Origin of the sequence: Idiomarina aquatica, from assembly GCF_003987185.1 — a bacterium.
Lineage (GTDB): Bacteria > Pseudomonadota > Gammaproteobacteria > Enterobacterales > Alteromonadaceae > Idiomarina > Idiomarina aquatica.
This window is the reverse complement of the sequence record NZ_PIPS01000001.1, coordinates 446,638-468,369: the sequence shown is the minus strand read 5'-3', so window position 1 is coordinate 468,369 and position 21,732 is coordinate 446,638. Positions and strand designations below refer to the sequence as shown.

The following is a 21,732-nucleotide window of genomic DNA, read 5'->3' as shown; positions in this document are numbered from 1 at the left end:
GGTAAAAAGGCGACGCTTATGTCATAAAGTTTTTATGATGGACGCCGTTAATAATAACAGCAAAGCGCGGGCAGAGATTAAAGGATGAAGATAACCAACATTGGACGCACACATCGAGCAACGATAAGACGCCGGTTAATCAGCGGCTTACTGATAGGCCTTATCAGCGTCCCCCTTGCGCTTGCTGCAACCCCTGTAACGCCGTTGCAACAGGACGGCGTTATCATCAAAGGCGAAAAAGGCTCGGAAGCTACCGATGTCCGTGAGGGGCAGGAACGCTACGGCCCAATCACTTCTGCTGACACCTTGTGGGCGATCGCCCGCGAGTATCGCCCGCACTCCAGCGTTACCCAGTACCAAACTATGGTAGCGATTGCCCAGGCCAATCCGCGCGCCTTTGTCGATGGCAACATCAACCGTATGCTTGACGGTTTTTACTTGCGTATCCCGAGTCTGCAGGAAATCCGCATGATCAACCCGGAAACGGCGCGGCGTCGGGTGCTGGCGGATCAACAACTACAATCACAACAGCAACGTCTGAGCGAGGCCGAAACGGAAACCCGGCAAACGCGCGCTGAACAGCAGCAGGTGCTGAACGAAGCCCGTGAGCGAGCGGAGCAGGTGATTGAAGAGGTTGAACAACAGCAACAACAGAGCTTTGCGGAGTTGCGCGCCGAAGTGAATCAATCGTTGCAGGCGGTGCAACGGGTTTATGACGAAAACGAGGCGATTCAGCAGCGGCTGGATAACCTTGCTGAGCGTATTGACGAGTTGTCGGCCGGTTTGCAGCAGACCGGTGAACTGGAAGAACAATTTAATCAGCTACTGCAACAGCAGCAACAAATGCTGGCAATGCAGCAGCAGGAACAGGTGACCGAAAGCAGCTCCGGATTCATGGAGTGGTTGAAGAACCCTCTGAATCTGGCGTTATTGGCGATACTGCCGGCACTGCTGGTGATTTTCGCGCTGTACTTCTTTGTCTTCCGCCGCAAGCCGGAAGTTGAACAAGAGGACGTGCCGGCGTCGAAGAAGGTCGAAGAGCTGAACGATGAAGAAGCGTCGAAGGCACTGGATCGCGAACTGATGGCCGGCGGACAGGACAATGCTGATGACGGACTGTTTAATCTCGATGGTGATGCATCAGCCGATGATGACGATGAGCTCGGCGATGATTTGAGTGCGCTGGAAGCGGAACTGACACAAACCGGTCAGTTGGGCGATGACGATGACGACTTTAGCATTCGTCTTGATGACGAAGACGATGAAGACGAGTCAGCGCAAAACCAGGACAAAGACAGCGCTCAAAGCGCTGATGATGAGTTAGCGGATGAAGATGCTGACCTGTTGCCGACGGATGACGACGATGTGGGTCAGGCTGATACGGATGACGATGAGGGCTCGAGCGAGTTGTCTCAGGAAGAGTTGGATCGGTTGTTCTCGGAGTCGGATGACGACGATGAACCGGCGCTCGATTTGTCATTGGATGATGATGACGATGACGCGGCGACAGAGTCCGATGATGAAGAGGAAGCGCAGGCTGACGCGGAAGCTGAGCAAGAGGCTGAGCTGGAATCGGAACCAGAACCAGAGACAGAGCCGGAATCAGAAGCAGAGCCCGAGTCTGAACCAGAACAAGCACCCGAGTCGGAGCCAGAGTCAGAATCTGAGCCAGAATCTGAACAACAACCGGAGCCGGAAACCGAATCCGAGCCTGAACCAGAAGCCGATGACGAGCCAGATGCAGCCGCTGAGGGTGAGCAAGAACCTGAACAGCAACCTGAGCCTGAGCCAGAACCAGAGTCAGAGTCAGAGCCCGCCGCTGAAGCGAGCGCTGAACCTGAATCGGATACCGATGAGCCAGCAGACGATGAAAGCGATACAGACACGCCGACGGAAGAGTATGAAGATCCGGATGCCGCTGACGAAACCCTTGCTCAGTTAGGCATCGAAGAGGGTGATGAAGAGGATCCGGACGACGCGGACGGCGAGGACCTGGACAGTTTGCTGCAGGCGTCAGAAGAGCTCGAGTCAGAACTGGGCGACCTCGATGATATCGAGGAAGAGCTGCCGGAGGACGATGAAGCCCTTGAGCAAGCCGAGCAACAGGCCGACGAGGATTTGGACGCGCTGTTTGGTGACGACAGCACAGCCGCCGAGCCAGCGTCAGAACCAGCGCCACAATCAGAATCAGAACCAGAACCAAAGCCACAGTCCCAGCCGGAAGCGACGGGTGAAGAACAAACAGACGACGACGGCGGTTATCTTGATATTGATTCACTGATGCAGGACGCCGACGATGGTGATGGCGACGACAGTGATGAAGACAAGTACGATGCGGCCAAGGTCGAAGAGTTGCTGAACGACGAAGAGTTGCAGGATTTTAATGGTGATGAAGAGCCGGACTTTGATGAAGAAGCCTCGGCACAACTGGATTTAGCCCGTGCCTATATCGATATGGGTGAAGAAGGCGAAGCCCGTGAGATTTTGCAGCAATTGATTGATAACGACGACGAACGGCTGGCAAAAGATGCCAAAGCGTTGTTGTCGCGGATAGACTCATAACTTTATTCGTAAGGGTGCGGTATGCGAATTGCGCTGGGTCTGGAATATGACGGAAGCCGGTATTTTGGCTGGCAACGCCAGCAGGAAGTCGATACGGTTCAGGAGCGGCTGGAAAAAGCACTGAGCAAGGTCGCTAATGAGCCGATCGAAACGGTCTGTGCCGGTCGTACTGACGCCGGTGTCCACGCCACCAATCAGGTGGTGCATTTTGATGTGTCGCAGGAACGTCGGGCGGCGGCCTGGACGCTTGGCGTTAACAGTAACCTGCCGGCTGATATCGCGGTACGCTGGGCGCAACCGGTAGCTGATGATTTCAGTGCCCGTTTTAGTGCAACCGCACGTCGTTACCGCTACATTATTGCCAATACGCGTCTGCGTCCGGGGATTCACAGCCACGGCGTTAGCCACTATCATCATCCTCTGGATGAACAGGCTATGCAGGCGGCGGCGCCGGCGTTGCTGGGTGAGCACGATTTTACCAGTTTTCGAGCAGCCCAATGCCAGTCGCACTCGGCGCATCGTGAAGTTACTCACCTGAGTGTGACGCGGCGTGGTGATTTTATTATCGTCGATATCAAGGCGAACGCCTTTTTACATCATATGGTACGCAATATTGTCGGTAGCCTGATTGTTATTGGTCGGCATCAGCAGCCACCGGAATGGTTGGGTGAGCTGCTTGCCTGCCGTGACCGTACCCAGGCTGCGGCTACCGCCAAGCCCGGCGGCTTGTATCTGGTGCAGGTCGATTATCCGAATGAACTGCAGTTACCCACGCCGGAGCCGGGGCCATTATGGTTTGCACCCTAAACTGTTATGACCTCTTTGCTTGACCGAGTTGTGCTACCATGTAAGCTATTCAACAAATACGACACTGAGTGCAAAAGCAAACATCTATGAGCTGGATTGAACGAATTCTTGCCAAGCCGAAATCGAATAAACGTAAAAACGTCCCTGAGGGCGTTTGGAGTAAATGTTCGGCTTGTGATGCGATCATTTATCGCAACGACCTTGACCGTAACTTAAGCGTTTGCCCGAAATGTGATCATCACATGCGGCTGACCGGCCGTGAGCGGCTGAAATTGTTTTTAGACGAGCAAGGGGTAACAGAAATTGCCGCCGAGCTTGAGCCTAAGGATATTCTTAAGTTTAAAGACTCGAAGAAATACAAAGATCGCATCGCAGCTGCACAAAAAAGCAGTGGCGAGAAGGACGCTCTGATCGCTCAGCGTGGCACCGTACAGGGCGTTCCTGTGGTGGCCGTGGCGTTTGACTTCAATTTTATGGGCGGTTCAATGGCGTCCGTGGTTGGCGCTAAATTCGTTAAAGCGGTCGAAGAGTGTCTGGCACATCGACTGCCGTTGGTGTGCTTTTCGGCCTCCGGCGGTGCGCGTATGCAGGAAGCCTTAATGTCATTGATGCAAATGGCGAAAACGTCAGCCGCACTGGCCCGCATGAGTGAGGAAGGACTGCCCTATATTTCGGTACTGACTGACCCAACCATGGGTGGGGTTTCAGCCAGTTTGGCGATGTTGGGCGATATCCATATTGCCGAACCAAAAGCGCTGATTGGTTTCGCCGGTCCGCGGGTTATCGAGCAGACCGTGCGTCAGACGTTGCCGGAAGGGTTCCAGCGCGCAGAATTTTTGCTCGAGCATGGCGCCATTGATATGATTGTCGATCGCCGCGAAATGCGTGCGACCGTTGCTCGCTTGCTGGCGAAAATGATGAAGTTGCCATCGCCGGTGGGTGCAGAGGACGACGACACTGCGCCGTTAGTCAAGGCCTAAGCAAAAGGGCGTAAGTATGTCCCCAGGGAAGACCATCACAGCGCCGGGTAAGGACTCGGCGCTAAGCGACTGGCTCAATTATCTTGAGCACCTCCACAGCACGGAAATAGACCTTGGCCTGACTCGGGTCGCGCAGGTTTACCAGCGTTTGTCTCCTTCCTCATCGGCGGCTAAGCCGGCTCGTTATGTCATTACCGTGGCCGGTACCAACGGTAAAGGCTCTACCGTCAGTTATCTTGAGCACATCCTGCGCGATGCCGGTTATCGGGTTGGGGTGTACACGTCGCCGCACCTGGTTGACTACCGGGAACGCGTTACCATTGATGGTGACATGCTGAGCGAGCAACAGCATGTACAGGCCTTTACCGCCATCGAAGCGGCGCGTGGTGATACCTCGTTAACGTATTTTGAATTCGGCACGTTGGCGGCATTTTGGTTGATGCAACAGCAAGCGCTGGATGTTGCCATTCTTGAAGTTGGGCTAGGGGGGCGTCTTGATGCCGTTAACGTGGTTGACCCTGACGTTGCGGTAGTGACCAGTATTGGCATTGATCATATTCAGTTCCTCGGTGATAACCGCGAACAGATCGGGCGCGAAAAAGCCGGCATCGCACGCGCAGGTAAGGCGTTAATTTGCGGTGATAAGCGCCCACCGAAAAGTATTAAAACCGTTGCTGAAGAAGTCGGCGCAAAACTGCGACAGAGTGGTACTCATTTCGGCTACAGTGAAGCGGACGGTTGCTGGCATTATCGAGGTATCGAGTCGAACCTGTTGCAATTACCGTTGCCGCAACTACCGCTGATGAATGCGGCGACTGCGATAGCGGCGCTGGAGTCGTTACCGCTGGCGGTCAGTGCCGATGCGATACGCTCGGGGCTGCAGCGCGCGCAGTTGATGGGCCGTATGCAACAATTGAGCTATGGTGGTTGCGATGTGCTGCTGGACGTGGCGCACAACGCGCACGCGGCGGAGTATTTGCTGCAAGTATTGAATAAGCGTTACAAGCAGCGGCCGATCGTCGCGGTGGTGGGAATGTTAAAAGACAAAGACCACAATGCCGTTTTTGCACAGCTGCAAGGTCGCATTCAACGTTGGTATCTGGGCACTTTGAGCGAACCGCGGGGCAACCAGGCGCAGGTTCTGGCGCAGGCGCCGAGCCTGCAGGAAAGCCAGGCCGAGGTGCAGTGTTTTGACCAGGTTGAGCAGGCGTTTGAACAGGCCATCGTTGATGCTGCAGCAAGTGCAAACGAAAAGCCGCTGGTGTTCGTATTTGGCTCGTTTTACACTGTTGGCAGAATTAATCAGCGAATAAGGAGCTAAGTTTGGCCAGCCCACTACAAAATCGATTGGTTGGAACCATCATCTTAGTCGCACTTGCCGTCATTATTTTGCCCGATGTGCTCGACGGCGAAAAAGCCGAAACGGTCGAAGAATTCGAAACCATTCCTTTGCAACCGGAACAGGAAGTAGCGCTGCAGGAGCCGCAGCCTGTGCCTGAGGAAACTCGTGCGCGGTTGCAGCAGAACGATGCCGAGAACGATGAGAGCGAGCTGGAAAAGACCGCTGACACGGCACAGCCCATTAATAATGACGACAGCGCCGCAACGCTTCAGGCACCGCCGCGAGAGCCCAAAGAGTTTGCCGCGGACGGCGAAGCTTACGTTATTCAGCTTGGAGCCTTCAGTAACGCCGACAGCGTCAATAAATTAGTGGTGCAATTACGGGATAAAGGCTATGCGGCCTACAGTGAACGTTCCGGCCGTTTGACCAAGCTGATGGTGGGGCCAGACACCTCGAAAGCGGAGCTGGAAAAACAGTTGCCGGCACTGGCCAAACTGACCGGACTTAACGGTAAAGTGCTCAGCTACAAACCTTAACGAAAAAAAGGCACATTTTTGCCTGGTTTCTGTTAAAATTCGCACACTTTTTGACGGGCTAACGAGTGCTTATGCTCTGGATAGATTTTTCCATAATTGGCATCATCGCGATATCAACGCTGGTCAGCTTGGTTCGCGGCTTTATTAAAGAAGCGGTATCACTGGTCATTTGGGTTGCGGCCTTTTTTATCGCCAGTCAGTTTTATCAGGATCTGGCCGTATACATTACCCAACTGCAGGACCCCATGCTCCGTAACGGAGCCGCTATTGCCATCCTTTTCGTTGTTACCCTAATCCTCGGCGCCATCGTCAATTACATTTTATCCAAATTGGTTGAACATACCGGACTATCCGGCACGGATCGCGTGTTGGGACTGGTGTTTGGCGCCTTACGCGGCGTTTTAATTGTGGCCGCGCTGTTGTTTTTCATGGATTCGTTTACGGGCTTGTCCGACAGTCAATGGTGGCAAGATTCGGTCCTGATCCCGCATTTTGGCGTGTTCATTCAGTGGTTCTTTGAATATCTCGAAACAAGCTCTAGCTTTTTAGTCCCGAAACCCGTTTAAGAGGTCATCGTTTTATGTGTGGTATTGTTGGTATCGTTGGCAAGCAGCCCGTTAACCAAGCGTTGTATGATGGTTTAACCATGCTCCAGCACCGTGGTCAGGATGCCGCCGGCATCATGACGGTGGATGAATACAACACCTTGCGTCTGCGCAAAGCCAATGGACTGGTTCGTGACGTTTTTCATACACGCCATATGCACCGTCTGGCCGGCAAAGTCGGTATTGGCCATGTGCGTTACCCAACCGCAGGCAGCTCAAGCTCGGCGGAGGCTCAACCGTTTTACGTCAACTCGCCTTTTGGCATTGCCATGGCTCATAATGGCAATTTGACCAATGCCGCGGACGTGCATAATCATTTATTTAAAACCGCGCGTCGCCACATCAACACGACGTCGGATTCCGAAATCCTGCTCAACGTTTTTGCCAATGAACTGGATAAAAACGACAGCCTGCGTCTGAACGATGATGATATCTTTCGTACCATTACTGCCGTGCACCGCAAAATCCGTGGTGCCTATGCCGTGGTAGCCATGATTCTCGGACATGGCCTGGTCGCGTTCCGTGATCCCTGGGGCATTCGCCCGCTGGCGTTAGGTAAACGTGAGACCGAAGACGGTGATGAATACATTGTCGCTTCAGAAAGTGTTGCTATTGACGGTACCGGCTTTAAATACGTGCGTGATGTTGAGCCAGGCGAGGCGATCTACATCACTAACGACGGTAAATTGTATTCGCGTCAGTGCGCGGATAAGCCGAAGCATTGCCCGTGCATTTTTGAGTATGTTTATTTTGCTCGTCCGGATTCCTTTATCGACGGTATTTCGGTGTATGCGTCACGGGTTAATATGGGTCGTAAACTGGGTGAGAAAATTAAGCGGGATTACGCCGATCTGGACATCGATGTGGTTATTCCAATACCGGAAACCAGCAACGATATCGCGCTTGAAATTGCCAGTGCGCTGGATTTACCGTACCGCCAGGGTTTTGTTAAAAACCGCTACATCGGCCGTACCTTTATCATGCCGGGGCAAACTCAACGACGTAAATCGGTGCGTCGTAAGTTGAACGCCATCAGTGCCGAGTTTAAAGGCAAGAACGTGTTGTTGGTGGACGACTCTATCGTGCGCGGAACGACGTCGGAGCAAATCATTGAGATGGCTCGTGATGCTGGGGCAAAGAAGGTCTATTTCGCCTCAGCAGCGCCGGAAATTCGTTTCCCGAACGTTTATGGCATTGACATGCCAAGCGCCAACGAGCTGATTGGTCATGGCCGTGAATCGATCGAGATTTGTGACATGATCAAAGCGGACGGATTGATTTATCAGGATCTGGAAGACCTGGTAGCGGCTGTTGGTCAGGAAAACCCAAGCATTCAGCGCTTCGAAACGTCGGTGTTTAACGGTGAGTATGTGACGGGTGATATCAGTCAGGATTACCTGGATCAGTTGGATGCGGCGCGCAACGACACGGCTAAAGCACAGCGTGACGGCAGTGAAGACGCCAACCTGGAACTGCACAACGACAACGATTAAACGCTGCGCGGCAGACGCCGCCTAAGGCGGCTTGCCGGGCGGCACGCACTTCGGCGTGCCTGGCCTGGCAAGCGGGCGCAAACCCGTGTCTAGCGTTGGAACGCGTAGACTGAACCCAGTTTCAGGATTTGCGTCAGTTCGTCCAAGGCGGCGCGTGACTCCTCCAGCAGAGCCGGATCACGAAGATCATCCACCGCCAACTCGTCGCGGTAGTGCTTATTAACCCACTTATTAAGGCGCGCAAACAGCTCGTCAGACATCAAACAGTTCTGGTTGGCCGCACCCAGCTCTTCGTCATTTAACGCCACACGCAGACGCAGACACGCCGGACCACCGCCATTGCGCATACTCTGCTTAACGTCAAAGAATTCTACCCGCTGGATCGGACCACCACGGCTGACTAACGAGTCGAGGTACGCCTTAACGCGCGGGTTCTCTTCACACTCGGTCGGCGCGATGATGGTCATCTTGCCGTCTGGTGGCGTGATCAACTGAGTGTTAAACAAATAGGTGCTGACCGCGTCTTCGACGCTGACGTCGGCCGTATTGACTTTGATAAAGTGTAATTCACTGTCACCAAATTTCTGCTGAATCTCCGCCAGTTTGGCTTCGGTGTCGGCAAATGCCTGCTCGTGATAGAACAGCACGTTCTGATTGCCGACGGCAATCACGTCGTTATGGAACACGCCCTGGTCAATCACATCCGGGTTCTGTTGGATAAACACCGTGTTGTCCTCTGACAGACCGTGCAGGCGGGCGATGGCTTCACTGGCTTCCAGTGTTTGCCGAGCCGGGTAACGCTTTGGTGCCGGCTTTGATGAATCAAAGGCATGTCGGCCATAGACAAACAACTCGACACCGGCGTGGCCGTATTCACGACACAGACGGGTGTGGTTGGCGGCGCCTTCGTCACCAAAATGCTCGTTATCCGGTAAGTGCTTATGATGATGGAAGTAACGTTCGTTGCTGAACATCGCCTGCAGGATACGACCGCTGGTTTGCGGCTCCAGCGAACGATGGAATTTATTGGTCAGGTTGGCCGGCGTAAAGTGCACTTTACCGTTGGCCGTGTCTGCGCTTGGCGATACCGTTGCCGCATTGGCGGTCCACATACTGGACGCGGAACAAACCGCCTGAAAGATGGCCGGCGCTTGTGTGGCCGCTTTGTACAACACTTCGGCGTCGGTGCCGGTAAAGCCGACCCGGCGCAATGCATAAACGTCAGGACGTTCCTGCGGCGCCAGCACACCCTGCTTCATACCCATGTCGTGCAGCGCTTTCATTTTCTGCAGTCCCTGCAAGGCAGCATCCTTCGGGCTCGACGATGATTTGGCATTGGCCAACGAGGCAACGTTGCCAAATGACAGGCCTGCGTAGTTGTGTGTCGGGCCGACGAGGCCGTCATAGTTTACTTCAAAATGTTGCATGGTCACGTTCAGGCGCTCCTGTAATAGTGCGTCGAATTGATCGGATTGACGCTATTATACGTTGTTAAAGCTAGCTTGTAAGCCTTTATTTTTGCGGGCTTTGGCTTAACGCAGCCAAGCTGACTGTTTATGTCAGTTGTGCGAATTTTTATCAAATTGTCGGACAATGGTTGTTTCTGCCAGCAATTACCGATATACCTAAAAAAAGGAAATACTGACCAAGTGACAGTTGTAATCACGTCGTCGAATACTTATATCGTCGGTCATACATTATCAAGAGAAGCATAAAATCTATGGCGAAATCGCTCGTTATTGTCGAGTCCCCGGCAAAAGCTAAAACGATTAACAAGTATCTGGGTAAGGACTTTGTCGTTAAGTCCAGTGTCGGTCATGTCCGTGATCTGCCCACCAAAGCGGTGGAAAAAGTACCGAGCAAACCGGCTGCAGAAATTCGTAAGATGGCACCGGAAGAAAAAGAACGCTATCAGAAGCAGCGCGATTACAAACGCCTGATTGCGCGTATGGGTATTGATCCCGAGCACGATTGGGAAGCCCATTACGAAGTGCTGCCGGGCAAAGAAAAAGTGGTCAAGGAACTGCAGCAACTGGCGAAAAAATCCGATGCCATCATTCTCGCAACGGATTTGGACCGCGAGGGGGAAGCTATTGCCTGGCACTTAAAAGAACTGATCGGGGGTGACGATAATCGTTATCAGCGAGTGGTGTTTAACGAGATCACCAAATCGGCGATTCAAGAAGCCTTTAAGCACCCGGCGGAGTTAAATACGGCGCGGGTTAACGCGCAGCAGACCCGGCGTTTCCTCGACCGGGTGGTCGGCTTTATGGTGTCGCCGTTGCTGTGGAAAAAAATTGCCCGCGGACTGTCGGCCGGACGGGTGCAATCCGTCGCCGTGCGGCTGGTTGTAGAGCGTGAACGCGAAATCAAAGCCTTCGTCCCGGAAGAGTACTGGGATGTGTTTGCCGATTTAATGACGCCGTCGAGTGACGAACTGCGCATGCAGGTGGCCAAAGAACAGGGCAAAACCTTCCGTCCGAATAACGAAGCGCAAACACAACGCGCGCTGGAGGCGTTAAAAGACGCCAGTTACCAGGTTATTGCACGGGAAGATAAACCAACCAGCAGTCGTCCGTCAGCGCCATTTATTACGTCAACGCTGCAGCAGGCAGCGAGTACGCGACTGGGTTTTGGTGTTAAGAAAACCATGACCCTGGCACAACGTTTATACGAAGCCGGTCACATTACCTACATGCGTACCGATTCAACGAACCTCAGTGCCGATGCTGTTGCCTCCTGCCGGGCGTTAATTGAAGAACAGTTTGGGAAAAATTATCTGCCGGAGAAGCCCAACCGCTATGGTTCAAAAGAGGGCGCTCAGGAAGCTCACGAAGCGATTCGTCCATCGGATGTGGCGGTGAAAGCCGAACAGTTAAAGCAGATGGAACGTGACGCACAGCGTCTGTATGAGCTGATTTGGCGGCAATTTGTGGCGTGCCAGATGGTACCGGCGAAATACACCAGCACCACTCTGACGGCACAGGCCGGTGATTTCGAACTTAAAGCCCGCGGTCGGGTGATGAAATTTGCCGGTTGGACCAAAGTGATGCCGCCGTCCGGTAGCAAAAAAGACGGTGATCAGATTTTGCCGGACGTCGACAAAGGCGACACCCTGGACCTGCAGAAACTGGATCCGCAGCAACACTTTACCAAGCCACCGGCTCGATACAGCGAAGCCTCGCTGGTTAAAGAGCTGGAAAAACGCGGTATTGGCCGTCCGTCAACCTACGCGTCGATCATTTCGACGATTCAGGATCGCGGTTACGTAAAAGTTGAGAACCGCCGTTTTTACGCGGAAAAAATGGGTGAGATCGTTAACGATCGACTGATCGAAAACTTCACCGAGTTGATGAATTACAACTTTACCGCCGAGATGGAACAGGCGCTGGATGATATCGCCGCCGGCGAACGAGACTGGAAACAAACGCTGGATTCGTTCTATCAGGACTTTAAAGAGCGTTTGGAAAAAGCCGAACTGGAACCGACTGAAGGGGGGATGCGCGGCAATCCGCCGGTGCTGACCGACATCGATTGTCCGAAGTGCGGCCGCAAGATGGGTATTCGTACCGCGTCGACCGGGGTATTCCTGGGCTGTTCCGGCTATAACCTGCCGCCGAAAGAGCGCTGTACACAGACACTCAATCTGGTGCCGGGGGAGGAAGCGGTTAAAGTTTCCGATGACGATGAGGCCGAAACCGAAGCGTTACGGGCGAAAAAACGCTGTCCGAAATGCGGCACCGCCATGGACAGTTACCTGATTGACGAGAAGCGTAAATTGCACGTTTGCGGTAATAATCCGACCTGTGACGGTCATCTGGTTGAGCAAGGCTCGTTCCGCATCAAAGGCTATGATGGTCCAACCATCGAGTGTGATAAATGTGGTGCTGAAATGCAGCTTAAATCAGGGCGTTTCGGTAAGTACTTTGGTTGCACCAACAGCGACTGTAAGAATACCCGTAAGTTGTTACGCAACGGTGAGCCGGCGCCACCGAAGGAAGACCCGGTGCCGTTACCGGAACTGCCGTGCGAAGATTCCGATGCGTATTTTGTTCTGCGTGACGGCGCTTCGGGTATCTTTTTATCCGCCAATACCTTCCCCAAATCGCGTGAGACCCGCGCGGTGACGGTGAAAGAACTGGCACGCTTTAAAGACCGTTTGCCGGAGAAGTTTAAGTATCTGGCCGAAGCACCGCAGGAAGACGATGACGGTAACGATGCGATTGTGCGTTTTTCGCGCAAAACCAAAGAGCAGTACGTGGTTACCGAAATCAATAAAAAGCAGACCGGCTGGAAGGCGTTTTATAACAACGGTCGTTGGGAAATCGATAAAAAGTAGTCAATTTCCTACAGCCTGTGTCGGTGTTTTCCACTAGGCAGTAACGGATCTTCTTTCTACAGTTGACGGGTGTCAGGAAGACACTGTCAACGGGACAAGGAGGTCCAATAATGTCGCAACGTGTATCCCTCTCTCAACTTTGCAGTTGTTGCATTATGTTGGCATTTCCGGTCGTCGCTGCGCCGGCAGCGGCGACCGAATTAGCGCCTTGCCAGCCACTGCAATTAGATGCCTCAGCTACGCCACATCAGACCACGGCCGTAACCACACCCGCAGACGTTGCGATGCAGTTGCAACGCGGACAACTAGAACCACAAATTCGGCAGTTACTGCGTGAACACCTGGCCATCAAAGTGCTCGATTGGCAGGCGTCCCCGCATCACCAATGGCCAACCGAACATACGGTTCGCGCCGGCAGTTGGGCGGAAGTATTACGGCGTGTGCTGCAGCCATATCATTTACAGCTCGTCATGCACCCCAACCACAGCGCCGTGGTGCGCTATCGAGACGCTGCTGCACTATGACGGTGTCGGCACGCCTGCGCTGCGCTTTGCCGATGCTGAGTGGGTTGCTGCTTAGCGCTTGTGTGCAAAGTCCGCAACAATTGCTGCAACGAGCGGATGCGTTACAGCAAACAACCCATCAACAGTTGGTTGATCGCTATCCCTACCAGCGTTTACCGACGCCGCAGCAAACCGTTGTGGTCAGTGACGAGTTTTATGTGCCGGCGCTGGATCAAGCCAGCGTTGACAAGCCGGCCTGGTTTAGCCAACAGGTGCAGGCGGATATGCGCGGTATAACGTTGCTCGAAGCCTTGCAACAACTCCTGTCCCCGCTTGGCGTGCGGGTCGTGGTGGCCGACGAAGTGGATACCGATGCGTTGGTGTTTGCCGATCACCAGGGTACGGTGGGGGAGTTGTTAGCCTGGATTGCCAATGCGCATCAATTAATCATTGAACCGTTTGCGGCCCGCGCCGAAGTACGGCAGTTGGAGGTGCGTCGCTTTGATGTGTCGTTTTTATCCGGTGACACCCGCTTTATGCTGGGTGATCAGGGCCAGCGCAACAGGCCGCATCAGCGTGCTGAAACCGTTGCCGGACTGGCGCCACAATCACAACAATATTTAAATTTTGCCTCCGAGCAGTTATCGCTGTGGCAGGACCTTGAGCGGACGCTGACGTTGATGCTGTCGGAGCGGGGCGAACTATCGATCAATCAGAGCTCAACCTCGGTAGTGGTTAAGGACACGCCTGCCGTGATGGCGTCGGTGGCTGACTATATTGCCGATCTGAACCGACAGTTAACGCAGCAGGTCGCGATTGACGTGCAGGTGATCGAAGTGACCTTTAACGACCGTGAGCAATACGCCATTGACTGGCAGCTGCTGCGGCATATCGATGGCATCGGTCCGTTAACGGCGGCCGCCAACACCTCCGCCGCTGCGGTACAGTCAGTGTTATCGTTGGGACTGCAACGTGACAGCGGTGCTTTTCGTGGCTCGCAGGTATTGATCGATGCGCTGCAGCAGCAGGGCCAGGTGCGCATCAGCCATCAGCCGCGGGTGCTGACGTTAAACAATCAGGTGGCGCGTATTTTGGTCGAGGACGAAACCAGTTATTTAGCCTCAGCCGGTTCAACCAGCACCCCTAACGTCGGTACCGAACAGCTGTTGCTTCCCGGGCGGGTGACGACCGGCTTTGAATTGTTTTTGCTGCCGAAAATTCAACAGCAACAGGTGATCCTGCAATTGTCCTCAAGCCTCAGCGCATTGAAAGGGCTGGATACGGTGTCTTCCGGTGAGCAGCAGATACAAACACCGCGCACATCGCGGAAAACGTTTTTTCTCAAAGCCATGGTCGGCCATCGGCAAACACTGCTGCTGTCGGGGTTACAACAATCGCGCAGTGAGCACGGTGAACAGCGCGGCTTATTCAGTTGGCTGGCAGGCGGCGACGTTCAGCTTGCACTCGGCAACAGCGAAACGCTGTTGCTGCTAACGCCTTATATTGTCGGAGCCGAACACTGATGCATCTGGCGATAGGTTTATTCCGTGAATGCTGGGGCATTCGCCAGCCGCCGCTGAAGGCAGTCAGGCAGAGAGCTGAGCAGCTCGGTTATCACTATGCACGACTGTATTTTGTCGGCGGCAACTGGTGGCTGTCGCTGGCAACCAGCGAATGTTGTGACCTGGTAATGAGTGTCTCCGCCGAACTCGATCAACACAGTGATTGCTGGATTTTGGTCAAGCATGGCCAGGGGCCATTGCTGATCCATTGGCATCAGGGGCAACTGGTTCGAGTGTGTCAGCAGCCGTTGGCCGCGTGTGTCGAGGAGTTTCAACAGCAGTGTCGTGACCGGGCAGCGGCACAGTGTCTGCAACATGGCTGGAATGAGGAGTTACCGGCGCCATGGACGGACGCCGGGCAAGTGCCGGTGAAATTTCGTCACCAGCGATTGCTGGCACTGGAGCAGTTACATTACCTGCCGAACTACCGGCGTCGCCGCCGGTTGCGCCTGACGGCAGCTTTGTTGCTGGCGGTTGGCGGTGCGGCCGTTGGACTTTGGTACGGCTGGCCGACTAAACCGGCGATGGATCATGATGCCGACGCCACGGCTGTGGCGGTACTGTCATGGCTGCCTGCCGGGCAGGTGATGACCGCGCTGTTACCCGTTGCGGCGTCCCGTTGGCAGGGCCCCTGGGAACTTACCGGAATAACGCTTAGCGGTGCCTCGTTATCGTTTGAATACCGTGGTCATGCTCCGCTCGCTCTGCATTCTTTACAGCGCACCGATGCGGTGGGCTGGCAGACCGCATCGCAACGGATGCCGTTGACGCGCCGGCAACAACTGTCATTAACGCTGCAACGGCGCACGCAGGCTGAGGCACCAACCGTTTCTGAGTTACACGGTGAAGCATTGTTGCTGTTGGCGGAGCAGCGGCCTGGGCTATCGTTGTCGCAACAAGGACAGCAACTGATCCTGCGTTGGCAAAACTGGTCACTGGCACAGCTTAATGAATTGATACAGCGGTTGTTGCCGTTAGCCCTGCACAGCGATTCGGCGTCGCTGCAGGCGGTCGGCAAAGGCTGGAATGGAGAATGGGTGTTAACCACGACAGGGAAGGTGGTGCAATGAAGAACAACAACCGCTCAATGCCATTGGCGCTGCTGAGCATGTACAGTGTGGCAGCGTCAGCGCTGCCGTCATCGCCGCAATCGACGGTCGATGTGCAGGCACTGAATCAACGTTATCAGCAGGTGCAGTTACAAATCCAGCAACAGCAGCTGGACAATGAATTAGCACAGTTGCAGTTACAACACGCCGAACTATTACAGCAATTGGCTGAACTTAATGGGCGCACTCAATCGCCGCGGCAAGCGATTGCGCCGGCGCGACCCCATCAACTGGTCAGTACGGTCCGTTTTACGGGCCTGAGCTTGACGCGTTATCAGGTCAATCAACAGCCGCACTGGCATCGCAAAACCTTACCCGCCGTTGGAGAACCATCATGGCCGAAGCGCTAGTTGAGAGCAGTGAGCTACAGGGGTGTGTCATTCCGCCCTCGATTCTCAGTTATTGTCTTGAATTGTCGGAACGCTGGCGCAGTAATGCTCAGCCGGAGCTGGCCATTCTCGCAACCGAAGCCGGCATGCTGGTGTGTTCTCCGGCGGTGCCGCGGCAGGCGCAACTGGAGATGAATAACGTCAAGCAAATGCTGCAGGAACGGTTGCAAAGGCCGGTGGTTACCGCATTTGCCAGCGCCGCGAATATTCGCTCGTTGTTGGACGAAGCCGAGCGCGAACATGGTGGGGACGGTTTACTGAGTCAGCCGAACGGGCAAATGAATACCACCCGCGCGCAACAGACCTTGACGGATCTGGTGAGCGAAGCACTGGCGATGCAGGCGTCAGACATTCATTTGCGGTTTACGCCGGTACGGGCGGTGGTTAATTTTCGTGTCAAAGGACGCCTGATCGGGGCTCGGCACCGCAGTCGGGAAGCCATGGTGGAATCCATTGCGGCGGCGCTGAATACCTACAGTAACGATTATCGGGAGGTGTTTAATGAAGACAGTTGCGACAGTGCCAGTATCGAACTGCTGTTGCCGGCGACCGCCGAGCACGAAGCGCAGCGGGTTCGTTTGCGGTTACAGAAGTCACCGATTAATCATGGCTTTGCGGTGACCCTGCGGTTATTGCCGGAACAGCAGCAGGCGCTCAGTTTGAGCCAATTGAATATGGCCGCCGATGTCCAGGCCGGGATCCACGAATTGATCCGTCACCGGCATGGGTTAATTTTAATCGTTGGCGCCACCGGTCATGGCAAAACCACGACGCTGGCGGCGGTAAATCAACTGTTTGGGGCGGATCGGAAAATCATTTCACTGGAAGATCCGATTGAAATTGTTCAGCCGGGGGTGGAACAACGTTGGGTCGACGGACAATCCGAGCATTTTTCAGAGCACATCAAAATTGCCCTACGGGAAGATCCTGATGTGATTTCGATCAGTGAAATTCGCGATGCGCAGACTGCCCAAGCCGCTTTGATGGCTGCCTTGACCGGGCATCTGGTGACCGCAACGTTACACGCTCATGACTGTATTGGCGCGATTCAGCGCCTGACAAACCTTGGTCTGCGCATTAATGAACTGATTGCAACCGGTGTGTTGCAGGGCATTATCGCACAGCATTTGGTGCACCGCGGAGCGGAGTCGCTGCTGGTTGCCGAATATGTGTTGATGGATCATCCGGCGCGACGTTTTCTCCGTCGCGAGGATTACAGTGGCTGGCGAGACTACTTGTGTCAGCAGGGCTGGCAGTCGATGGCGGCACGCTGGCGTGCACAAACCGGCGCTCGCGGCAGCTTGTCGGAACCGGCGCAAGTGTATCAGTACCAGCCCGAGGGCCCTCGTGCCTGCTAAATCGTCGTTGTTACTGCGTTGGTCGACAACTCGGCAGTGGCAATGGGTGGAGGATTATTGCCTGTGGTTGGAGGATGGCTGCAGTCCGCTCCAGGCTGCGCAGGCAATGTGTTTGAGTGCGCAACAGTACGGTTTGGCGGCGGAAGCGCGGATGGCCGAACGACTTTATCAGTGTCTGCGCAGTGGTCGCCCCATGATCAGTGGCTTAAAAGACTGCCTGAACCCTGAATTATTACAGGTTTTCGCGCTGGGACAGCAGAGTGACTGTTTGACCGATTTGCTGCATGGTTACCGCGACTTTCAGCGACGTCGTTATCAGTTACAGCTCAGCCTCTGGCGGCAGCGTCTGTACCCGATGTTTGTGCTGGCGCTGGTACTGACGGCAACGCTGGCGGCAGGGCAATCGTACTTGCCCCGGCTGCTGGCGCACGCAACGGTGCCGGTGGAGCACTGGAGCATTAACGTGGTGCTGTCGCTGGCCGAATTATTGATGCAGTGGGGTGTCGTGTCGCTATGCACGGCGGTCGGGCTGTGGCTGTTTTATCGTTGGCTGGGGCGCCATTGGATAGCGCCCTGGCGCTGGCGACTGGAACGATTGGGTTTGTTCGGCTACCAACGCGCCATGAGCGCGGTCTGGGTGACGCAGATGGTGGCGTTACTGTTACGGCACCGGCTGAGTCTGCAAGACAGCCTGCGACGTTTGCAGCCGCTGTCAAACCCATATGCCGGGTATCATCTGCAATGTATGGCAAACCGGCTGGCTCGCGGAGAACAGCATCTGTCGCAGGTGATGAGCACCGGGCTGCTGACACCGGAGTTATTATTTCGGTTACACAACAGCGGTCACAACGGCGCCGCCGTTGACGGCCTTTGGCGTACCGCATTGCGTTGCGATACCAGTATTCGGCGACAATTGTTGCGACGACAATGGCTGACGTTGGCGTTGCTGTATGGAGTTATTGTTGCGCTGTTATTGCTACTGTTGCAGGCGGGTGGGCAAACGATGATGGCCTTACTGCAATGACAGGGACGGATTTATCAACAAGGAGAGTAATGATGAAACGAGTGATACAACGTGGGTTTACCTTTATCGAGGTGTTAGCGGTTTTGAGTATTATCGCTATCGCCACCCTGGGAACGTTGGTGCTGCGTGATTGGGCAGTGTCCAATTCGCGCATTTCAGAAGCGAAAAGCATGATCACGACGCTGCAATCGGGCGCGCAAATGTGGCGACCGAATACGGGCGTCTATACCGGTATCAGTATTACCGAACTGAGCGCTATCGGTGCGGTTCCGGCGACCTGGGGGGATGGTGTAGAGAAAAACCCCTGGGGTGGGGATGTAATGATTGGCCCTGATACAATGGATCTGACTAAATATATTGTTTCGTTCAATGGGGTTAACACTGACTCCGAAGGAGAAAGGTTAGTTAAAGAATATTCTGAGATAGCTACAGTAGCCAGTTACTCTAGCGGTACACTCACAATAACTTTCCAGGGCTAACATGCCCAACCAAGGCATGACCTTACTATCGGCTGTCGCGGCATTGGCAGTGGCCGCGACGCTGTCATTGAGCTGGTTTTCCCTCTGGCAACAGCAACAGGCGTTACAGCAGGTACAGGTGTGGCGGCTATCGATGCTGCAACTGCAACAGGCGCAACGCAACTTTTACCGCCTGCACGGACGTTTTGCCGGCAGCCAGAGTGAATTGGTCAGCGCCGCTTTGTTGCCGCAGCCATTGGTGTTCCCGGATACCGGTGGTTGGCAGTTTGAAGCCGATCAACATCGTCTGATCATGCGGGCTGAAATCCATCGACCGTCGGTGACCTTGCTGATGAAAGACTTTAACGATTATCACTGGCAACCGCCGCTATTGAGCGTCAAGGTCATTGGTTATGTTGCGCCATAGATTGTCGTCATTGCACCGACAACGAGCTCAGGCGGTGACCGAGTTTGTGGTGGCATGGCCAATCATTTTATTGGCTATTTGTTTTATTACTCAATTGCTGTGGCTGTGGTGGGCTCAGCAGACATTGCATACGGCAACCCAGTATGCCGTCAGGGTGGGGGCCATCAATCACGGCAACCAGAGCAAAATGCGTAATATGTTGATTTTGGGGATGGCCGGTGTCAAACCACAACTGCAACACAGTGAAGCCGTCGCCGCAGCGACCGAAGCGGTGGTGGAGCAAGGGATTCATTATGCCCTATACGGACGGTTAAAGGTATTGCAACCGACCAAGCAAGATTTTCAGCGGTTTGCCGAGCGGCGCTGGGATAATGAACAGCGTCGTTACATCAGGGAAATTGCCGTTGATCACTATGAGGCCCGTCAGGCTCAGGAGGACTCCGAAGCATGGGCCAAGGCACGGGTACTGCGTATCGAAACACAATGGTGTGAAGATTTAACGATTCCGTTGGTGGCCGAATTTCTGGGGCAGCTTGCGTTGTGGCGGGGTAACTGCGTGCTTGGCAACGGTCAGGGCCGACCGCAGTGGCCGCTGAGCAGTTCGGCACAACACGAGATGCTCAGCGGCTATCGCCGTTAGTCGTGATAATCGACGCAGGCCTGTAAAGTGTTCTCAATCAGCGAGGCAACGGTCATTGGTCCGACGCCCCCCGGTACCGGCGTTATCCAACCGGCTCGTTCTGCTGCGGCGGCATATTCCACGTCGCCGGTGAGACGGCCATCAGGAAGACGATTCATACCGACATCAATGACGATGGCACCGGGTTTCACCCAATCACCGGGAACAAACTCAGGTTTGCCCACCGCAACCACTAAAATGTCGGCGCGGCGCACGTGTTGCTCAAGGTCGTTAGTAAAACGGTGACAGACTGTGGTGGTGGCACCGGCCAACAATAGCTCAAGGCTCATTGGACGGCCAACGATATTGGAAGCGCCGACCACGACCGCATTTAACCCGTGCAAATCGATCTGGGTGCTTTCCAGCAGGGTAATAACGCCCTTGGGTGTGCAGGGGCGCAGCGCCGGGATGCGTTGTGCCAATCGACCGATGTTATAAGGGTGAAAACCATCGACGTCTTTGTCCGGACGGATCCGTTCAAGAATTGGCGTTGCATCAAGTCCGGCCGGTAACGGCAACTGCAACAGGATTCCATCGATTTGCGGATCGTCATTCAATTGGTCAATCAGCGCCTCAAGCTCTTGTTGTGAGGAGGAATCCGGTAAATCATAATCAAAGGATTTGATGCCGACTTCCTCACAGGCGCGGCGTTTATTGCCGACATACACTTCGGAGGCGGGATCTTTGCCGACCAGAACTACGGCGAGCCCCGGCGCGCGCAGGCCACTGTTGATACGTTCACTGATTTGCGACTTTACTTGTTCTCGAACGGCGGCAGCGATTGCTTTACCATCGATAATTTGTGCGGGCATGTGTCGGTTATTCCCCAAGCTAGATGATGAGTGTTTGGTCTGGCGTTATAGTGTACGAGTTTTGCGATGCCTTGTCACTGTACGATAGTACGGCAAAAATGACGGCTTTTTGAGTGATAATGTGCTAAAAATAGACAGCTTGTTGCAAAAGTAGCCACTCAGTCATTGTTTCGCAAAAAATGTTTGACGCTGACAATCGCAGCAGGTAATATTCGCCCCCGTTGTCAGCCAGCAAGCTGATAACACGCTTTTATGAAAGTTCGGCGAGTAGCGCAGCTTGGTAGCGCACTTGGTTTGGGTCCAAGGGGTCGCTGGTTCGAATCCAGTCTCGCCGACCATTTATAAAAGCAGGCGGTTGCAGGAAAAGTTCGATATGCGCCCGTAGCTCAGCTGGATAGAGCAACGGCCTTCTAAGCCGTCGGTCGCAGGTTCGAATCCTGCCGGGTGCGCCAGAACGCGCCAAACAAAAGTCTATCAGTGGTGGGTGTAGCTCAGTTGGTAGAGCCCCGGATTGTGATTCCGGTTGTCGTGGGTTCAAGTCCCATCATCCACCCCACTTCTTTTTTCCTCCAGTGAACAATCTAGGTTTTCGGCGAGTAGCGCAGCTTGGTAGCGCACTTGGTTTGGGTCCAAGGGGTCGCTGGTTCGAATCCAGTCTCGCCGACCATTATTGTTACTGCGGTTATCTGATCGTCTGCCGATTTATTTGCGTATCCCCTCATTACAACTAGACTTAACGTCAGAATC

The 21,732-nt window shown here is 54.2% G+C and carries 19 protein-coding genes and 4 tRNA genes; 21 read left to right on the top strand and 2 right to left on the bottom strand.

Features of this window, described 5'->3' with window-relative positions:
- The first annotated feature begins 84 nt into the window (after positions 1 to 84).
- The 7 genes from CWE23_RS02345 to purF all read left to right on the top strand — a co-directional run bounded on the left by CWE23_RS02345 (position 85) and on the right by purF (position 8,325).
- Positions 85 to 2,562: a FimV/HubP family polar landmark protein gene (locus tag CWE23_RS02345; RefSeq protein WP_126819263.1), complete on the top strand. Its 2,478-nt coding sequence runs from the start codon at positions 85 to 87 to the stop codon at positions 2,560 to 2,562.
- 21 nt (positions 2,563 to 2,583) lie between these two features.
- Positions 2,584 to 3,369 carry a tRNA pseudouridine(38-40) synthase TruA gene (truA, locus tag CWE23_RS02340; protein ID WP_105305962.1) on the top strand — a complete coding sequence of 262 codons (786 nt, stop codon included), beginning with the start codon at positions 2,584 to 2,586 and terminating at the stop codon, positions 3,367 to 3,369.
- A gap of 86 nt (positions 3,370 to 3,455) precedes the next feature.
- Positions 3,456 to 4,349 (top strand): acetyl-CoA carboxylase, carboxyltransferase subunit beta, encoded by an 894-nt coding sequence (gene accD, locus CWE23_RS02335; protein ID WP_126819261.1) that lies wholly within the window; start codon positions 3,456 to 3,458, stop codon positions 4,347 to 4,349.
- Positions 4,350 to 4,365: 16 nt separating this feature from the next.
- Entirely contained in the window at positions 4,366 to 5,670 is a 1,305-nt protein-coding gene (folC, locus tag CWE23_RS02330) for a bifunctional tetrahydrofolate synthase/dihydrofolate synthase (protein ID WP_126819260.1), read from the top strand.
- 2 nt (positions 5,671 to 5,672) lie between these two features.
- Positions 5,673 to 6,227: an SPOR domain-containing protein gene (locus CWE23_RS02325; RefSeq protein WP_126819258.1), complete on the top strand. Its 555-nt coding sequence runs from the start codon at positions 5,673 to 5,675 to the stop codon at positions 6,225 to 6,227.
- A gap of 71 nt (positions 6,228 to 6,298) precedes the next feature.
- A complete protein-coding gene (locus CWE23_RS02320; protein WP_105305966.1) occupies positions 6,299 to 6,793 on the top strand; it encodes a CvpA family protein in 495 nt (164 codons plus the stop codon).
- 14 nt (positions 6,794 to 6,807) lie between these two features.
- Positions 6,808 to 8,325 carry an amidophosphoribosyltransferase gene (gene purF, locus CWE23_RS02315; protein WP_105305967.1) on the top strand — a complete coding sequence of 506 codons (1,518 nt, stop codon included), beginning with the start codon at positions 6,808 to 6,810 and terminating at the stop codon, positions 8,323 to 8,325.
- Between the two features lie 89 nt (positions 8,326 to 8,414).
- Here the strand turns inward: purF and astB are convergent, their stop codons facing one another.
- On the bottom strand, positions 8,415 to 9,752 hold the full coding sequence (gene astB / locus CWE23_RS02310; RefSeq protein WP_105305968.1) for an N-succinylarginine dihydrolase: 1,338 nt from the start codon (positions 9,750 to 9,752) through the stop codon (positions 8,415 to 8,417).
- Positions 9,753 to 10,045: 293 nt separating this feature from the next.
- Between astB and topA the strand changes: the two genes are divergently transcribed.
- From topA to CWE23_RS02265, 10 genes are all read left to right on the top strand, one after another.
- Entirely contained in the window at positions 10,046 to 12,664 is a 2,619-nt protein-coding gene (gene topA / locus CWE23_RS02305) for a type I DNA topoisomerase (RefSeq protein WP_105305969.1), read from the top strand.
- 110 nt (positions 12,665 to 12,774) lie between these two features.
- The gene (locus CWE23_RS13800) at positions 12,775 to 13,188 is read left to right on the top strand and encodes a hypothetical protein (protein ID WP_157982897.1); all 414 of its coding nucleotides are present in this window, start codon (positions 12,775 to 12,777) and stop codon (positions 13,186 to 13,188) included.
- Positions 13,185 to 14,690 (top strand): hypothetical protein, encoded by a 1,506-nt coding sequence (locus CWE23_RS02300; RefSeq protein WP_157982896.1) that lies wholly within the window; start codon positions 13,185 to 13,187, stop codon positions 14,688 to 14,690. The genes CWE23_RS13800 and CWE23_RS02300 overlap by 4 nt, the downstream gene beginning before the upstream one ends.
- Positions 14,690 to 15,799 (top strand): hypothetical protein, encoded by a 1,110-nt coding sequence (locus CWE23_RS02295; protein ID WP_126819256.1) that lies wholly within the window; start codon positions 14,690 to 14,692, stop codon positions 15,797 to 15,799. The genes CWE23_RS02300 and CWE23_RS02295 overlap by 1 nt, the downstream gene beginning before the upstream one ends.
- Positions 15,796 to 16,188 carry a hypothetical protein gene (locus tag CWE23_RS02290; protein WP_126819255.1) on the top strand — a complete coding sequence of 131 codons (393 nt, stop codon included), beginning with the start codon at positions 15,796 to 15,798 and terminating at the stop codon, positions 16,186 to 16,188. Before CWE23_RS02295 ends, CWE23_RS02290 begins: the two co-directional genes overlap by 4 nt.
- On the top strand, positions 16,173 to 17,585 hold the full coding sequence (locus CWE23_RS02285) for an ATPase, T2SS/T4P/T4SS family (RefSeq protein ID WP_126819254.1): 1,413 nt from the start codon (positions 16,173 to 16,175) through the stop codon (positions 17,583 to 17,585). The genes CWE23_RS02290 and CWE23_RS02285 overlap by 16 nt, the downstream gene beginning before the upstream one ends.
- Positions 17,575 to 18,609, top strand: coding sequence for a type II secretion system F family protein (locus tag CWE23_RS02280; RefSeq protein ID WP_126819253.1), 1,035 nt, complete (start codon positions 17,575 to 17,577; stop codon positions 18,607 to 18,609). Before CWE23_RS02285 ends, CWE23_RS02280 begins: the two co-directional genes overlap by 11 nt.
- A 29-nt stretch (positions 18,610 to 18,638) precedes the next feature.
- Positions 18,639 to 19,088, top strand: a complete 450-nt coding sequence (locus tag CWE23_RS02275; protein WP_241970510.1) for a prepilin-type N-terminal cleavage/methylation domain-containing protein — start codon at positions 18,639 to 18,641, stop codon at positions 19,086 to 19,088.
- A 1-nt stretch (position 19,089) separates the two neighbouring features.
- A complete protein-coding gene (locus CWE23_RS02270; RefSeq protein ID WP_126819252.1) occupies positions 19,090 to 19,494 on the top strand; it encodes a hypothetical protein in 405 nt (134 codons plus the stop codon).
- Positions 19,481 to 20,134 carry a TadE/TadG family type IV pilus assembly protein gene (locus tag CWE23_RS02265; RefSeq protein WP_126819251.1) on the top strand — a complete coding sequence of 218 codons (654 nt, stop codon included), beginning with the start codon at positions 19,481 to 19,483 and terminating at the stop codon, positions 20,132 to 20,134. The genes CWE23_RS02270 and CWE23_RS02265 overlap by 14 nt, the downstream gene beginning before the upstream one ends.
- Here the strand turns inward: CWE23_RS02265 and folD are convergent.
- Positions 20,131 to 20,985 (bottom strand): bifunctional methylenetetrahydrofolate dehydrogenase/methenyltetrahydrofolate cyclohydrolase FolD, encoded by an 855-nt coding sequence (folD, locus tag CWE23_RS02260; RefSeq protein ID WP_105305977.1) that lies wholly within the window; start codon positions 20,983 to 20,985, stop codon positions 20,131 to 20,133. The genes CWE23_RS02265 and folD overlap by 4 nt on opposite strands.
- Before the next feature lie 261 nt (positions 20,986 to 21,246).
- Between folD and CWE23_RS02255 the strand changes: the two genes are divergently transcribed.
- From CWE23_RS02255 to CWE23_RS02240, 4 genes are all read left to right on the top strand, one after another.
- Positions 21,247 to 21,323, top strand: a tRNA-Pro gene (locus CWE23_RS02255).
- A 37-nt stretch (positions 21,324 to 21,360) separates the two neighbouring features.
- Positions 21,361 to 21,437, top strand: a tRNA-Arg gene (locus tag CWE23_RS02250).
- Between the two features lie 28 nt (positions 21,438 to 21,465).
- Positions 21,466 to 21,541, top strand: a tRNA-His gene (locus tag CWE23_RS02245).
- Positions 21,542 to 21,575: 34 nt separating this feature from the next.
- Positions 21,576 to 21,652, top strand: a tRNA-Pro gene (locus CWE23_RS02240).
- The last annotated feature ends 80 nt before the right edge of the window (positions 21,653 to 21,732 follow it).

Excerpts from the sequence above, each read along its gene's own strand:
- topA (WP_105305969.1), top strand. The coding sequence starts at position 10,046 with ATGGCGAAATCGCTCGTTATTGTCGAGTCCCCGGCAAAAGCTAAAACG.
- folC (WP_126819260.1), top strand. The coding sequence starts at position 4,366 with ATGTCCCCAGGGAAGACCATCACAGCGCCGGGTAAGGACTCGGCGCTA.
- CWE23_RS02320 (WP_105305966.1), top strand. The coding sequence starts at position 6,299 with ATGCTCTGGATAGATTTTTCCATAATTGGCATCATCGCGATATCAACG.
- CWE23_RS02265 (WP_126819251.1), top strand. The coding sequence starts at position 19,481 with ATGTTGCGCCATAGATTGTCGTCATTGCACCGACAACGAGCTCAGGCG.
- CWE23_RS02300 (WP_157982896.1), top strand. The coding sequence starts at position 13,185 with ATGACGGTGTCGGCACGCCTGCGCTGCGCTTTGCCGATGCTGAGTGGG.
- CWE23_RS02345 (WP_126819263.1), top strand. The coding sequence starts at position 85 with ATGAAGATAACCAACATTGGACGCACACATCGAGCAACGATAAGACGC.
- astB (WP_105305968.1), bottom strand. The coding sequence starts at position 9,752 with ATGCAACATTTTGAAGTAAACTATGACGGCCTCGTCGGCCCGACACAC.
- CWE23_RS02290 (WP_126819255.1), top strand. The coding sequence starts at position 15,796 with ATGAAGAACAACAACCGCTCAATGCCATTGGCGCTGCTGAGCATGTAC.
- purF (WP_105305967.1), top strand. The coding sequence starts at position 6,808 with ATGTGTGGTATTGTTGGTATCGTTGGCAAGCAGCCCGTTAACCAAGCG.
- CWE23_RS13800 (WP_157982897.1), top strand. The coding sequence starts at position 12,775 with ATGTCGCAACGTGTATCCCTCTCTCAACTTTGCAGTTGTTGCATTATG.
- CWE23_RS02285 (WP_126819254.1), top strand. The coding sequence starts at position 16,173 with ATGGCCGAAGCGCTAGTTGAGAGCAGTGAGCTACAGGGGTGTGTCATT.
- CWE23_RS02270 (WP_126819252.1), top strand. The coding sequence starts at position 19,090 with ATGCCCAACCAAGGCATGACCTTACTATCGGCTGTCGCGGCATTGGCA.
- CWE23_RS02275 (WP_241970510.1), top strand. The coding sequence starts at position 18,639 with ATGATGAAACGAGTGATACAACGTGGGTTTACCTTTATCGAGGTGTTA.
- folD (WP_105305977.1), bottom strand. The coding sequence starts at position 20,985 with ATGCCCGCACAAATTATCGATGGTAAAGCAATCGCTGCCGCCGTTCGA.
- CWE23_RS02295 (WP_126819256.1), top strand. The coding sequence starts at position 14,690 with ATGCATCTGGCGATAGGTTTATTCCGTGAATGCTGGGGCATTCGCCAG.
- truA (WP_105305962.1), top strand. The coding sequence starts at position 2,584 with ATGCGAATTGCGCTGGGTCTGGAATATGACGGAAGCCGGTATTTTGGC.
- accD (WP_126819261.1), top strand. The coding sequence starts at position 3,456 with ATGAGCTGGATTGAACGAATTCTTGCCAAGCCGAAATCGAATAAACGT.